This is a genomic window from Maridesulfovibrio sp., assembly GCF_963678865.1.
Classification (GTDB): Bacteria; Desulfobacterota; Desulfovibrionia; order Desulfovibrionales; family Desulfovibrionaceae; genus Maridesulfovibrio.
In genome coordinates this window covers 3674783-3690190 of record NZ_OY787459.1, presented here as the reverse complement: position 1 = coordinate 3690190, position 15408 = coordinate 3674783, and the positions used below count along the sequence as shown (strand labels likewise).

Genomic DNA, 15408 nt, shown 5'->3' with positions numbered 1-15408 from the left:
AAACGATGTCTTATTTATAAGATAAGTCGTTTTCATGAATTGTCAGCTCCACTTATTTAAAAATCATCATCCCCCTGCTTCAATGCCATAACAGGTCCGGCATTGTTTCGGATGTCGGAGGACATGCGGGTCCCATATGCCGGAACAGTAAAAAACTCCATTGTATCCTGAAGTTTTACCGCCTGCGCTGACAGTTCTTCAGAAGTGGAGGAAAGCTCTTCCGCGAAAGCGGCATTACGCTGGATGACCTCATCAAGCTGCACTATGGCCTTTGAAATCTGTTGCCCGCCCTCGAATTGTTCCCGGCTGGCTGCTGCAACTTCAGCAACAAGCTCCTCATTCCGGTTAATATCTTTAATCATGGAGCTCAGTACCTGCTTGGCCCTCTCTGCAACTTCCAGACTTGATCCGGTCAGCTCCCTGATTTCTCCGGCAGCAAAACCGCTCCGCTCAGCAAGTTTGCGCACTTCTGAAGCAACCACGGCAAAACCTTTACCGTGTTCACCGGCCCGGGCTGCCTCGATGGCGGCATTCAGAGCCAATAGATTGGTCTGGCGGGCAATTTCCTCAATGATGGAAGTTTTCTCAGCAATATCCTGCATAGCATTCACTGTCTGGGAAACTGCCTCCCCTCCATTCACAGCTTCCCGAGCGGTTTTGACCGCAATCTCACGAGTCTGCTCGGCAAGTTCGGTGTTTTTGGAAATATTGCTTGTCATTTGGGAAATAGATGCTGAGACCTCCTCCACGGAAGCGGCCTGTTCTGTGGCTCCTGCTGAAAGATGCTGGGCAGATGCAGCAACTTCCTCACTGCCTGCGGCTACCTGCTCCGCAGCAGACTTTACCCCGAGCACAACCTCGCGCAATGAAGTTATCATACTACCGAGAGAACGCATGAGCTTACCGATTTCATTGGGAGATTCACTGCTAACGGAATCCGTAAGATCGCCGGAAGCCATTTTCCTTGCCACATGCATTCCGGTGGAAACAGGAAAAATTACCAGTCTGCGTACTGAAAAATAAACAATGCCGCAAACCACCAGAACAATCAGCCCACCTACGATAATCAACACATTGCGTTGCATCACGGCAGCCGAAGCCAAATCACTTTCATAGGCGGTAAGCATGACAATCCAGCCTGTCTTGGGGTCGGTCTTGAAAATCATGGCCTTGCTGCGTCCATGCCAGTCATAAAATTCTTTCCCGTTTCCGGATGCAAGGGCCCTTTTCATAAAATTGTACTTGCTTAAATCTTCTAAAATAAGTTTTTCCGCAGGATGGTAAAGAACCCTACCGGAAGCGTCAGTAATCACGCCATAACCTTCAGTTCCTACAACGACAGGACGCACAAAACGATTGGCAAATTTCAGCCAGTCACCGAAAACCGCTATACCGCCCAGCACATTTCCCTTAGTATCCCTAACCGCAGAACTGGCACCGAAAAGTAAGCTCTTGTCGGTTTTGGACCGGAAAACAGACTCCGTTATATAAGTATCCTTGCCCTTCAAAATAGCTTTCACGTAGTCCCGGGAACTGATATCCAGTCCATCCAGAACACCTCCCTGACTGGTTAATCCAGACAGGATTTTACCATTACGGTCAAATGTGAGCACAGCCCAGATAACTTCATTGTCGCGCATGGTTTGCTTGAACAATTTTCCGGCATATGAGGCTTTGCCTTTAAAAACATCCTTAACCGCCTCCTGTCCCGCAAGACTCTTAACCGCCGCAACTGTATCAGTAACAAAAAGATCAAGGGAGGAAGCAATAATGGAGGCCTGACTGGAGGCTGAGTCCAAGGAATTATCAAGGACCATTTCATATGATGAATTCTGTACATAAAATACCAGACTGCCGATTCCAATCATGATGGATAGGATTATCGGCAACAAAATGACTCTCAACAGGCTTCGGGAAACCCAACTCATGTCCTTCCCCCCAAATAAAGTTTACAGCACATGCGAACACTCACTCTGAGTCGAAAAATAAAGGACATTTAGAATAACCCAACTCCAACTTTAGGTCCACACTATTGCAAACATCAGTATCTATATTATCGGCATTATACCTGAACTGCATAAGAAAAAGGCCCGCAGACTTGAAATCTGCGGGCCTGAAAAAAATATTACACTAAGCATCAACCATCATCACAGCGCAGTCCATAGCCGCCTTGAAGCTGTCGAGAGAAGCCTTACCTGTGCCGGTAATATCATATCCCGTCCCGTGATCCGGGGAAGTACGCGGAAAAGGCAACCCGAGAGTGATGTTAACAGCCTCGCTGAAATGAAGCAGCTTAAGCGGAGCCAACCCCTGATCATGATACATGGCCAACACGGCACTGTAATCACCCTGAGCCGCAAAGTAGAAAACAGTATCACCTGGAAAAGGACCTTCAACATTAAATCCCTTGGCCCGCGCTTCTTCAAGGGCAGGCTCAATTACCTTGATTTCCTCATCACCGATGCGCCCGGATTCCCCGGCATGGGGATTAAGCCCGCAGACCGCAATAGGTTTATCAAGCCCCAATGATTTTACCAGACCGTCAGTAAGTTCTATGCAGCGCAGAATCCGTTCTTTGGTAATCAATTCCGGGATATCAACAAATCTGGGGTGCGTAGTTACCAGACTGACTTTGAGTCTGGGGCCGCCCAGATGCATGCATACATTTTCCCGGCCTACGCCAGAACGGGTAGCCAGAAATTCAGTATGACCTGGAAAATCGAACCCGGCCAATTGCAGCATAGCCTTATTCAAAGGACAGGTTACCAGCCCGGCCAGAACTTTACGGTTAAGCAGATCCATAGCCGTTTCCATGGCTTCACCGGCACAGCGTCCCCCTTCAGGGTCTGCCACACCGACCTGCAACTCGAAATCTTTCAACACTTCCGGACAATAAAGATAATAGCCCGGTTCGGCATCAACAATCTGCTCGGGATCATCGAGGACAGTATAAAATTTTTCCAGCCCCAAACGCTCAAGATGATACTCCAGACCATTCTCCGGTCCGATCATCAGGTAAGCACGGTCAGCCGGACGCTCTGCGAGCAGGCGGCAGGCCAGTTCAGGGCCCAATCCATTAGGATCACCCAAAGTAATACATATATTTTTTTTCATAGGTTATATCTCCAGAAAAGAATTTGCCTCCGGCGGCTCTCCGGGGCCAAAGAAAATTTAATTAAGGTTCGCCACACAGCACAGCCAGTTGGACAAATTTCAACTTCGCAAGATTTCACGCGCCATTACGTTATCATTATTAAAAGTCGCACTATAAACTACATGCGAAGCTTATTAGCGCGTTTTGAAGGGGATGGGGATTCCAAAGGGGAAGGGGGAACTTTTTGGCGTCAGCAAAAGTTCCCCCTTCCCCTTTGGCCGCCGGAGGCATTTTTCTACGCCTGCTCCGGGCGAAGTGCAATAGCTCCGAGGGGGGGCAGGGTCAATTCCAGATAATAGGGGAAAGCACCGAGATCTCCGGCCTTGCGGGCCTTGACCTTGCCGACATTCCCCACATTGGAACCGCCGTAAATTTCGGCATCCGAATTGAATATTTCCGCCCAGTTGCCGCCCTGCGGACACCCGAGACAATATCCTGAACGCACGACAGGAGTAAAATTAAACACCCAAAGGATGGGAGCATCCCCTTCGCTTTTACGCAAAAAACTTATAGTCGAGGATTTGTAGTCGTTAAAATCCACCCACTCGAATCCGGACCAGTCAGTATCATGCTTGTACATGGACGGGTTCTCATGCATGACCCGGTTCAGGTCGATAACCGTATTGCGCAGCCCCTGATGGGAAGGAAAATCGAGCAGCATCCAGTCCAGTTCCTGACGGCAATTCCATTCATTCCACTGCCCGAACTCGCACCCCATGAAAAGCAGGTTCTTACCCGGATGCGCCCACTGATAGCTGAAAAGCAGTCGCAGGTTAGCCATCTGCTGCCACATGTCACCGGGCATCTTGGAGAGCAAAGCACCCTTGCCATGCACAACTTCATCATGCGAGAGGGGCAGAAAAAAATTCTCGCTGAAAGCATAGATCATGGAAAAGGTTAGATTGTTATGATGGTAGGAACGATGAATAGGACTCTTTTCAATGTAATCAAGGGTATCATTCATCCAGCCCATGTTCCACTTGAAGGTGAAACCGAGCCCACCGGTGTAAACAGGGCGGGAAACACCGGGCCATGAGGTTGATTCCTCGGCAATCATCATGGCACCGGGAAACTGTTCATGGACTACTGTATTAAGTCTTTTGAGCAGCTCTATGGCCTCAATATTTTCATTACCGCCGTGTTCGTTGGGAATCCACTCCCCTTCACGGCGTGAATAATCAAGATAAAGCATGGAAGCCACGGCATCTATACGCAAACCGTCAATATGAAATTCCTTGAGCCAGTAGAGGGCGTTGGCAAGCAGGAAGTTACAGACCTCGTGCCGCCCGAAATTAAAAATATAGGTTCCCCAGTCGGGATGCTCGCCCTTGCGGGCATCGGCATGCTCATAGAGAGCGGAGCCGTCAAACCGACCCAATCCCCAATCATCCTTCGGAAAATGACCCGGAACCCAGTCAAGAAGAACCCCCAACCCGGCCTGATGGCACTGGTCAATGAAATAACGCAGATCATCAGGAGTTCCATGTCTGGAAGTCGGTGAATAATAATGGGTAGTCTGATACCCCCAAGATTCATCAAGAGGGTGCTCGGAAATGGGCATAAGTTCGATATGAGTGAACCCCATATCTTTGGCGTAGGGGATCAGCTCCTTGGCAAGCTGGCGGTAGGAACGGTAATCCCAACCTTCCCTGCGCCATGAACCGAGGTGAACCTCATAGACTGAAACCGGCTTATCCAAAGGCAATCCGATTTCACGCCGCTCTGCCATCCATTCTTCATCCTGCCACTCATAGTTATCGAGTCCCCATGTTACTGCGGCATGACCGGGACGCATCTCAGTACGGAAAGCGAGAGGGTCGGTCTTGGTTACTTCATGCCCGTTACTCTGAACAACGTGGTATTTATACATCTGTCCGGGCTTCACACCGGGAATGAATCCGGCCCAAATTCCGGATACACCAACAGGCATTAGTTTGTTGTCCCGGTTATTCCAGCCGTTGAAGTCCCCGGTAACAAAAACTTCACGGGCATTGGGTGCCCATACGGCAAAACGGTAGCCTTCAAGACCTTCCTGCAGGTCAAAATGGGCTCCCAAGATACGGTATAAATCCCAGTGCTCTCCTTTGCCGAACAGGAACAGATCAAACGGGGCAATATAAACAGGTAAGGTCTCAGGCATCGGGTTTAAATCCTCTGGATTGCTGGAATTTATATACATTCAACAGCTTGTATAATTTTTTAAACTTCTGAAAAACAGGAAGACATTATAGTCTGGCGCCAAGCTCTCTGTACAGTTTAATGTATTCGCCGGCAGATTTATCCCAGGTAAATGCCTTGAGCATAGCCCGCTTAACCATCTTTTCCCACTCTTCGCGGTCATGCCAAGCCTCCACGGCCTGCATCACCGCTTCAAAAAACAAATCAGCATCCGGGGTTGCAAAAGTGAAACCGGTGGCATCCGCTGCCGGGTAAGGGGTGATGGTATCACGCAGCCCCCCCACAGAGGTTGCAACCGGGGGAGTGCCGAAACGCAGAGCATAAATCTGGGTCAGTCCGCAAGGTTCATAACGGGAAGGCATAAGAAAAATATCCGCACCGGCCTGAATTCCATGGGCAAGATCTTCGGTATAGCCCACCTGTACACAAAACTGGCCGGGATATTCTTCCATAAACTCCAGCAGCCGCGCTTCGTAACCGAGGTCACCCTCGCCCAGTACAATTACACCTATATCTTTCTCCATCAGCCTCGGCAGGATGTCAATAAGCAAGTCAATGCCTTTCTGGTCCCGCAAACGGCCGATAAAACCGAGTACCGGCTTATCTTCCAGCTGATCGGACATGTAAAAATCACGTAGCATGCTCCGCTTACATTCCTGTTTTCCGCTAACATCTTCGGCACTGTAACAACAGGGCAGGAACATATCCTCACAAGGATCCCAGACAGAATAATCCGCACCATTCAGGATACCGAGCAGCTTGTGGGTCTGGCTGTTCAGAAATCCTTCCAGTCCGCAACCGAATTCAGGTTCCAGAATCTCTTCCGCGTAGGAAGGGCTGACCGTAGTCACGCCGTCACTGTAAGCGACGCTGGCCTTAAGCATATTCAAGTCACCGTAAAATTCTGCCCCGTGCATGGCCCACGCTTCCTCAGGCAACCCGGATTCATGAAAAAGCCTTTCTGAAAAACGGCCCTGGAAGGCAAGGTTATGGATCGTTGTTACACTTCTGGTATTTTTCCAGAAAGAGTCCGTCCTCCGCTCAAAATAAAGATAAGGAGGCACAAGCGCCGACTGCCAGTCATGTGAATGAATCACTGCCGGAGGCGAAGGCAGCAGGCGCGCCCATTTCAGCACGGCTTTGCAGAAAAAAATAAACCGCTCGCAATTATCAAAATAATCGCCGGTGTGGGTATTGTAATAATGTCGGCGGTCAAAATACTCACCGCGGGAAACAAAATATACTGAAACACCTTCATACTCGGTCTGGTAGATTTCCGCTGTTGTGGAGGGCCACGGATAGCCTACGTGAAGATCGGAATAAACCAGACGCAATTTGTGACCGGCAAGATTCATACGCCCGTAAAAAGGGGTTATGACTGCGGTTTTTACTCCCTTGGCATGGATTGCCGGAGGCAAAGCCCCCATGACATCACCAAGGCCACCTGTTTTTGAAAAGGGATACATTTCAGATGTAACATAAAGAATGTCATGCACTGCCCAGATTCCCCCCAATTTTCAGCTTATTATTTTTTACTGCCAACAGCAGCGTGATCCTGCAGACGGATCAGCTTTGAAGAAAAATCACCAAGAATATCGCGGTGGTCAAAAACCAGATCAGGCAGACTGTCCAACTTGAAAAAACGAGCCCCTCCGGCATCATCACCGGCCTGCAAGGCCGAAACATCAGCCGTTACAGCACTGTAGGTAATACTGATGGTATGCTGGCGGTCATCCCGGCAAGGCATTGAGTAGACCCCCACCAATCCGGTCAGGACCACATCAAGCCCGGTTTCCTCTTTTGCCTCGCGCACGGCAGCATGTTCAAGAGTCTCCCCATAATCAACAAATCCGCCGGGCAAGGCCCAGCCAAGGGGAGGATTATTGCGCTCAATAAGCACAACACCAAGGACAGGATCATAAATTACAACATCAACAGTAGGTACAGGATTGCGGTAATGCACTACATCTTTTCCGCAATGAGGACACGGTTTTGAGCCGACCATAAAAACAGCCTTTCTTTAGATCTGATACAAATATATTATTTTTTTCATAGAAAACAAATGACAATCATTTCTTGTAAATACCGCGAATAGAATCTCATTACAAGTGAATCCGTATTTTTTTCCTAAAGTCCACTTCGTTGACACAATTCTCGCAGGTTCAAAATATTTAACCGTTTCTGGAAATAATTACCTAATCAAGGACAGAGCCCAGTTTTACAAGAAATCAGGCTGTCCGGCAAAGCCGGACAGCTGCCTGAAAAGCACCGAAATCGCTTTCACAAAATGAAAAAGGCCCCGTCGGTAATTCCGACGAGGCCCGTTTCAGCATTTTTATCAGCAAAAGTTTGAAGGTAATTACTATCTAGCAACTGGCGTGCCAAACACCTAAAGACACTCATTATCAAAGATAACACACTGTAATAACTATATAAATACAAACAGCAGCTACAATCTGAAAAAGCACTTATTGGTTTAAATTTTTTTACCCCACTGCAGATTAACCTGAAAACACAGGATCGGGAGTAAAATATTTTTTACCGGTATAGCCGGTAAAAAAGCCAAAAACTCAAAAAATCAGAAACCGCCGTTTCAAGACCATCTTCAAAATTTAAATTCAAAAAAATACCCCCAAATGAAAAAGGCCCCGTCGGTAATTCCGACGAGGCCCGTTTCAGCATTTTTATCAGCAAAAGTTTGAAGGTAATTACTATCTAGCAACTGGCGTGCCAAACCCATAAAGGCACGCAATATCAAACATAAAACACTGTAATAACTATATAAATACAAACAGCAGCTACAGTCTAAAAAAACACTTATTGGTTTAAATTTTTTTACCCCACCGCAGGTTAACCTGAAAACACAGGATCGGGAGTAAAATATTTTTTACCGATCTAAAATCAAAAAGCCTGCCCTCATTTGAGGACAGGCCATAAAAAATCATTATCCAGAAAATTTTTAATCTATAATTACAAATCCGGCACGGGCAAGCGCCAAACGTGAGACCACCCCATCCCGATAAATCTTAATCCGGTTTCCCGACAAAGGCTCCACAACTGTAGAAGGCTCTCCGCCCTTAGGACCAGGCTGGGCATTGAAAACGCCCTCCACCATCATGGTCAACTCTTCATCCAGCTCTTCGGCAACCCCGGTACCGGGCTTTCCGCTCATGTTTGCACTTGTGGCAATTAGAGGAGTGTGGGCCTTGAGGCAAAGGCTGGCAGCCAGAGGATGTTCGGTCCAACGCACGGAAGTATATCCTCTGGAATCCTTCACGGCGGAGGGAAGCTCTTCACGGGCTTTGACCAGAATGGAAAGCGGACCGGGCCAAAAAATACGGGTAAGCTTCAGAAGTTCAGGAGAAATTGTTTCCGTAACCAGATCAAGCTGCTCAATACTGCCTATTATCAGAGGCAGAGGTTTGGAAACAGGGCGGTCCTTTATTCGGGCAACACGGTTTGCAGCCCTCTCGTCCATGGCATCGGCGCCAACGGCAAAAAGGGTTTCCGTGGGGTAAACCAAAACTCCCCCAGTTCTTATGATGTCTACAGCTTCCTGCTCACTCATAACTTTAACTCCAAATACATCACGGCATACGGAGCGACTACTAATACCAGTTTTATGCCTTATGTCCAGCATCTTTTGGTCTGCCTGAATTATCATTATTGAAGAACTACAGCAAAACACGCAGAAGCTGCATGACTTTGTCTCTGCTTTGGCTTAATAAAATGCAATCAGCATCAGAACATATGGAGATAATAGATGGTTGCCATTATAAATAATTTCAGTGCACAAAAAATAAATTCATTTCTTGCAGCTGTAAAAGATTCCATCCCTCTCTGGGTATTGGGAACCGAAGAATTATCCCACCAAAACGGCATGATCAATGCTTTCCAGCATTTCTCAACAGCAACGCCCATGTTCTCGGATGCGGGATCAGGACTGGCTCTGCTCGCATGGCAACAGAACCCGCTTGACCGCAGTGCTGCGGCAAAATGCATGGGTCTTAACGATTCCGCATGCCTGCCGGCGGCCCTAATCAGAATTTTACAGAAAATTATATCCGCCCCGGTCAGCGAGATCCCCCTGCAGGATCTTGACAATCTACTTCAGGCCGGAGATCAGGCTCTGATTGTCCGCCATCTTTTTCCGCTGCTTCGCGGAACAGACGGCCTGAACTGGCTGGCCCATTCATGGGACACCCTTTTGCGCATGGGAAACGCAGAGCTACCTCGGACAGCTTTGGATCTAGTCAAATGGGATGATGATTTTAGCCAGCTTAAACAAATACTTAAAGTACAGTTCAATTTTTTGTACGGGGCTATTGATGAAACCCTGCATGAGCTGAAAAAGCTGGACCACGACATCTGGTCCCTGTGGATGGACTACATGCATTCGGAACTGCTGCTGCGCTCCGGGCAGAAAGATGAAGGGACGGCAATACTGGCCGAACTATGGAAAAACAACTTCTGGAACCTGAACTGGGGGCAGAAACTGCACAGCCAGCTCAACCCGATTGAGACCGGACGCGCCCTTGAAAAATCTGATGAGGCAGCCATACTGCTCTACTCATGGAATAACGGAAAACTCATTGAGAATACCCTGAAAAACCTGGCCGCATCAAAAATTGGAAAAGCGCGTATTTATGCTTTGAACAACGGCTCTGACGACAACACCGGGCAGGTTATGAATGAAGCTCAGTATCTTTTCAAACAGGGATACTACAAGAAAATACAACTGCAGGTTAACGTGGGTGCCCCGGCAGCACGGAACTGGCTTCTGGCAGACCCGGAAGTACGCAAAGCCAAATGGGCAGTATTCCTGGATGATGATGTGGAGCTGGAGTCCGACTGGCTGGAAGAATTGCTGGCAACAGCTGACAAATATAAAGACCCCGGCGCCGTAGGCTGCCGCATAACCTCAACCGGAACCCCGCGCTCTCTGCAATCTGCGGACTACCACCTTTTTCCTCCCGGAAACGGGACCTCCCAGATCGAAGGGCTTACCGAACGAATCAAGATCTTTGACAGCTGCCGCAACGGCTTTGATTACGGACAGTTTTCATATACCCGCCCGGCAATGCACGTTTCGGGCTGCTGCCACATGCTGAACATGGAGGCCATCCATAAGTGCGGCCCGTTTGATGTACGTTTCAATCCCACTCAATTCGATGATCTTGAACGGGACCTGCGTGCCGCGCTGGGCGGATATGAGCACATATACGCCGGACAGCTGCGCATCGGACACATCCAGCACTCAAGCCTTGCCAAGGCAAGCAATGTGCGTTCCATGGCTCAGGTTTTCGGCAACAAAATAAAACTGGAGAGCAAATACAGCGAACAGGACCTGAACACTCTTTTCAGCCGGGACATCTCCCGCCTCTGGAAAGATGTCGAGCATAAATGGACGGAATTGGCTGAAAAACTTTAAGGCTTTAGCGTGCTAACCATTCCGCTGTAAGTTTCTCCATCTCTTCCGGAGAAAAAGACGGACTGTCATACATGCCCTTGGCGAATCTCTGGGAAAAACCATGGTACAAAATAAGCGCAGCGGCAACGGAGACATTAAAACTCTGGATCATACCCTGCATGGGGATGTACACTTCATCAGGCACCAGCTCGGCAAGCTCCGGGGCGGTTCCGCTGTGTTCATTGCTGAGAATCACAGCCGAAGGGATGCTGAGATCAAAATCCATAAGCGGCCTTGCTGTTTCGGAAAAACCGGTACGCAGAACCTGATACCCCTGCTCACGCAATCCACCGACCATCTTTACAGGATCAGTATGTCTGGTCCGCTCAACCCACTTCTTGCCGGAAGCGGAAGATTTTTTCGCCAGCTCCGGCCATTGAGACACAGTATAATAAAGGTGAATGCCATAAATGCCGAAGGCGTCACAACTTCTAAGGATGGCTGAAACATTGTGAGGATCCCATACATTATCAATAATAAGCGTGAAATCCTTCTGGCGCTTTGCCAGCACTTCCCTGACCCTTGCTTCTCTTTGAGGTGTTCTCTGTCTTTCCATGGCGTACTGCGTACCCAACCTTTGGCAAGTTTGCAAGGGCAGTTGGGGTCGACGTAAATTTATGCTTCAAGTATCATCATAGATATTGACATTTTATTGATTTAAAAAAAATGATATGTAATCATTTAAGTTGATCTATTTTTGCATGGAGGAATTAATGCGCGCGCTGATTGCCGAGGATGAATTTGTAGGACGAAAACTGCTCTCAACCTTTCTTGCCCCGCTTTTCGCGATAGACATCGCTGTAGACGGGAAAGAGGCGGTCGAAGCTTTCAAACTGGCCTGCGAGGAAAATGAGCCGTACACGCTTATACTTATGGACATAATGATGCCAAAGCAGGACGGGCTGTCTGCACTTGAAGAAATCAGGGCCTATGAAAAGAAAAAAGGGATTACCAAGCACTGCAGAGTGATTATGACCACCGCACTTGATGATCCCAAAACAGTAATACGATCCTTTCACGACGTTGAAGCATCCGCATTCATAGTAAAACCGGTTGAACGTGAAAAACTGTATAAAGAACTAGAAAAAATCGGGCTGATGAATAAATAAACAGCGGCTGACGGAGCACACGCGATGAGTGAAGATGATTCCCTTGTTGAAGAATTCTTCTCAGAAGTAAACGACAAGTACTATCCTCAGGTACTGGAAGGTATAGATCTCCTTGACGAACAACGCATCGAAGAAGGAATCGAGGTTCTTTCACGCCCACTGCACACCATCAAAGGCGTCACCGGTTTTATGTCCGGATTTGAACCAGCCTCCACCTTTACCCACAAAGTGGAAGATTTTCTAAAAAAAATGCAGGCCGGAGAGGTTGAACATGATCTCATGCAGATCGCCCTCGCCATCGAATCCGTAAACACAATCTTCATGCTCATTGAGCAGCTGCGGGAATCCGGCAGCTATGACCAGACCCTCACGGACGAGATTGAAGCCCGGCTCTCCGGTGGCGGTCCCAAGGCGGCAGGGGTTGATGAATCAGACATAGACCCCTTGGAAATTGAAAATTTCCCGGGCGCGCAAATACTGAACCTGAAAGTAAGCAGGCTTTACAACACCAAACAACTTGAAATAGTTGACCAAAATCTGCAATCCGTGAATTACGAGAACAGACTTCTTTTTGATCTCGGAGCAGCAGTCTCCGTAGGGTCAGCATTTTTCGAACTTATAGCTTCATATTCCGAGACCTGTGATATAGGTATAACCGGCATGAACAGCCATTGCATGAGCACATTTTATTCATGGGGCTTCCAACGGTATCTGACTGTTTTTGAAAGCAGGGAAAGCTTCCTGAACAACACCGGAGTTTGAAGAGAATGAAGGACAGTATTTCCAGTTGCATTAGCCAGCTTCAAGAATCAATTATCGCTCTTGAGCACGGCTCAGGTGATATTAATGATATCTTAAGGGCTACGGGCCTTGATAATGCCCAAATGAGGTCGGCACAGATAATCGCCCTCATGGACATGCTGGCTGACGGCATCACTACCATAACTCCGGAACTTATCACCGCCCTGCTGGATATCAGTGAAGCCCAGAAAAAATTCTTCTACTGCATCGGAGGACTGCTGGATCATGGCGGCGCGCCCGTTGATTCAAAAAAAGAAGCCGAACCGGAATGTGACTTTAAATCCCGTGAAGGCCTCGCAAATGCGCCGGATCAGTACGAACAGGAAATGATGGCCGAGATGCTGGCAATGACCGGAGAAATTCCGGACGAAGCGGATGGCTGGGAAAAAGTCGAAGAGCCGGCACAGGAACCTTCCGGTGGTCCTGAAGACAGCCTTCATAAACCGGAAATAACTGCTGATCCGCAAAATGACCAAATCCCGGCTGCAGCAGCCAAACAGATTCCGGAAAAGGAAAAAAGCAGCAAAGTCCAGCCTGCCTCCGCTAAAAAGAAAGATGCACAGGCAATTTCATCCATCCGTGTTTCCACCCAACAGCTGGATTCACTGATAGAGTTAGTTGGTAAACTTATGGTTACCTACGCAGTCATTGCCCAGACCAAAACGGATAATATTTCCAAAATTTCCTCCAGCCTGTCCGAACTGGATAAGGTAATCCGCAATCTGCAATCAGAAGTTGATGAAATCAGACTGGTGCCGCTGAAACAAATCTTCATGCCCATGCACAGACTGGTCAAATCAACCTCCCAAAAGCTCAACAAACGCATCAAATTTACCACCGCCGGTGAGGAACTGGCCTTGGACAAGACCATTGTGGAATGCCTGAATGAACCGCTGGTCCACCTGCTGCGCAATGCCCTCGACCACGGAATAGAATCTTCCGAGGACCGCCAGATGTGCGGCAAGGACGAAGTCGGCAAGGTTCAGCTGAATGCTTTCCGCAAAGGAGATTTCGCCTACATTGAAATCATAGATGACGGTAAGGGGCTTGATGCGGACATACTGCTCAATAAAGCTCTGGAACGTGGGCTAGCCGATCCTGAAATTGATTACACCAAGGAAGAAATTTATGAGTTCATCCTCCAGTCCGGTTTCTCCACTGCCAGCGCAGTAACAGATATTTCCGGACGCGGAGTCGGTATGGATGCGGTAGTGACTGCTATCCAGAACACATTGGACGGTAAGGTATCCATCTCCAGCGAACTTGGCGCAGGATCAACCTTCACCATAGCCATTCCCTTAAGCCGTTCTGTAAATGAAGGCATTGTGGACGCACTGGTCACCACAGTCGGACCTGAAACTTTCATCTTTCCCAGTCGGGAAGTCCTTGAAGTATACGAACCCGTGGAAAAAGAATTCACAGACCTGCCCGATGGACGGGAAACAGTTTCCGTTCGCGGCAAGGTTCATCCACTGATACGCATGTACAAGGTTTTTGACCTCCCGGAACCGGATGATGAAGTCATTCCAAAAGTTATCCTTGTAAAGATGGGTGACACTGTAGCTGCAATCATGGTTGATGAAGTCCTGCGCCAGCAGAAAGCAGTAGTCACCGGATTCACCCTTCCCGTAAACACCATTTATAAGCTGCCTATCCTCGGCTTCGGCATGATGGGGGAACATGATGCACTTGTGGTGGATTCGGAAACGCTTATTGCTTCACATATGGAAAGGGAATTCTGATTATTCTTATTCTGTAAAACCCGTTATTCAAATTAAGCAAGAAGTAGAATGCCCCGCAATTTTCCAGCCGTTCAGGAAAAACTTTTCTCCATGGGTTTTGTCTGCTATGCATGCGAGTTCACGAACGAGACAACCATCAGCGCAGGAAAATAACAGATGAAAAAAGCCATTCTTTTTGCAGCACACGGATCAAAAAACAGGGCCGCAAGCTCGGCTCTGGGCAATATTTTGAAGATGGCTAAAGAGGCCCACCCGGATATTCCGGTCTTCAGCGCTTTCACTTCCGGGCATGTGCTCAAAAAGCTCCGTGAACAAGGGCAGAAACTGCCCACGGTAAAGCAGAACCTTGAAAATCTTTCTGCAGAGGGCTTTACCCATGTGGTAGTCCAATCCCTGCATGTAATTCCCGGCACGGAATTCACGAATATCAGCAGGCTGCTGGGCAGGGTCGAACAAGGGGAAATAGAATTCGAAAAAGCAGTTCTCGGTGAACCGCTGCTGACCAATGATCAGGAAATTGATGAAATTTCCGACATCATCCTGAATCTGCTGCAAGAGCGCGATCCTCAAAGCGAAGCCCTGATCCTCGTTGCCCATGGTTCCAAATATTCGGACAGCGGCAATTCCCTCTACGACAGATTTAAGGAAGTGCTGGAATCAAAGGACAAAAATGCTTATCTCGGCAAACTCAACTCCGAAGACGGCATTGAAAAAATCAGTGACCGCATAAAGGAGTCAGGGATAAAAAAAGCCTACCTGCTGCCCCTGCTATTCGGAGCCGGAAACCATGTAAAAAAAGACATGGCCGGGGATCACGAAAAATCATGGATGAACGTGGTGGCTTCACGCGGTATTGAGCCCATTCCGGTAGTGCAGGGAGTCGGTGAATTTGATATTTTTGCCAGCCGCTGGATGGATAAGCTTGAAAAGGCCATCCGTGAACTTGAAGCATAA

The 15408-nt window shown here is 48.2% G+C and carries 12 protein-coding genes; 5 read left to right on the top strand and 7 right to left on the bottom strand.

Annotated elements, in window-relative coordinates; translation table 11 throughout:
* Positions 1-56: 56 nt before the first annotated feature.
* From ACKU41_RS16850 to ACKU41_RS16825, 6 genes are all read right to left on the bottom strand, one after another.
* Positions 57-1928, bottom strand: a complete 1872-nt coding sequence (locus ACKU41_RS16850; protein WP_319778701.1) for a methyl-accepting chemotaxis protein — start codon at positions 1926-1928, stop codon at positions 57-59.
* Positions 1929-2130: 202 nt separating this feature from the next.
* Positions 2131-3114 carry a 4-hydroxythreonine-4-phosphate dehydrogenase PdxA gene (gene pdxA / locus ACKU41_RS16845; protein WP_321402416.1) on the bottom strand — a complete coding sequence of 328 codons (984 nt, stop codon included), beginning with the start codon at positions 3112-3114 and terminating at the stop codon, positions 2131-2133.
* Positions 3115-3389: 275 nt separating this feature from the next.
* Positions 3390-5294: a 1,4-alpha-glucan branching protein GlgB gene (glgB, locus tag ACKU41_RS16840; protein ID WP_321402414.1), complete on the bottom strand. Its 1905-nt coding sequence runs from the start codon at positions 5292-5294 to the stop codon at positions 3390-3392.
* Positions 5295-5379: 85 nt separating this feature from the next.
* A complete protein-coding gene (glgA, locus tag ACKU41_RS16835) occupies positions 5380-6798 on the bottom strand; it encodes a glycogen synthase GlgA (protein ID WP_321405265.1) in 1419 nt (472 codons plus the stop codon).
* Between the two features lie 59 nt (positions 6799-6857).
* Positions 6858-7337: an NUDIX hydrolase gene (locus tag ACKU41_RS16830; protein ID WP_321402413.1), complete on the bottom strand. Its 480-nt coding sequence runs from the start codon at positions 7335-7337 to the stop codon at positions 6858-6860.
* 954 nt (positions 7338-8291) lie between these two features.
* Positions 8292-8900 (bottom strand): L-threonylcarbamoyladenylate synthase, encoded by a 609-nt coding sequence (locus ACKU41_RS16825; RefSeq protein ID WP_321402411.1) that lies wholly within the window; start codon positions 8898-8900, stop codon positions 8292-8294.
* A gap of 195 nt (positions 8901-9095) precedes the next feature.
* On the opposite strand from ACKU41_RS16825, the gene ACKU41_RS16820 reads away from it, so the two are divergent.
* Positions 9096-10763 carry a glycosyltransferase gene (locus tag ACKU41_RS16820; RefSeq protein ID WP_321402409.1) on the top strand — a complete coding sequence of 556 codons (1668 nt, stop codon included), beginning with the start codon at positions 9096-9098 and terminating at the stop codon, positions 10761-10763.
* Between the two features lie 4 nt (positions 10764-10767).
* On the opposite strand, the gene ACKU41_RS16815 is transcribed toward ACKU41_RS16820, so the two are convergent.
* Positions 10768-11358, bottom strand: coding sequence for an RNA methyltransferase (locus ACKU41_RS16815; RefSeq protein ID WP_321402407.1), 591 nt, complete (start codon positions 11356-11358; stop codon positions 10768-10770).
* 157 nt (positions 11359-11515) lie between these two features.
* On the opposite strand from ACKU41_RS16815, the gene ACKU41_RS16810 reads away from it, so the two are divergent.
* The 4 genes from ACKU41_RS16810 (at position 11516) to ACKU41_RS16795 (ending at position 15408) form a co-directional block, all read left to right on the top strand.
* On the top strand, positions 11516-11911 hold the full coding sequence (locus ACKU41_RS16810; RefSeq protein ID WP_321402406.1) for a response regulator: 396 nt from the start codon (positions 11516-11518) through the stop codon (positions 11909-11911).
* A 24-nt stretch (positions 11912-11935) separates the two neighbouring features.
* The gene (locus ACKU41_RS16805) at positions 11936-12673 is read left to right on the top strand and encodes an Hpt domain-containing protein (protein ID WP_321402405.1); all 738 of its coding nucleotides are present in this window, start codon (positions 11936-11938) and stop codon (positions 12671-12673) included.
* A 5-nt stretch (positions 12674-12678) separates the two neighbouring features.
* Positions 12679-14454: a chemotaxis protein CheW gene (locus tag ACKU41_RS16800; protein WP_321402404.1), complete on the top strand. Its 1776-nt coding sequence runs from the start codon at positions 12679-12681 to the stop codon at positions 14452-14454.
* Positions 14455-14610: 156 nt separating this feature from the next.
* Positions 14611-15408 (top strand): sirohydrochlorin cobaltochelatase, encoded by a 798-nt coding sequence (locus ACKU41_RS16795; RefSeq protein WP_319778690.1) that lies wholly within the window; start codon positions 14611-14613, stop codon positions 15406-15408.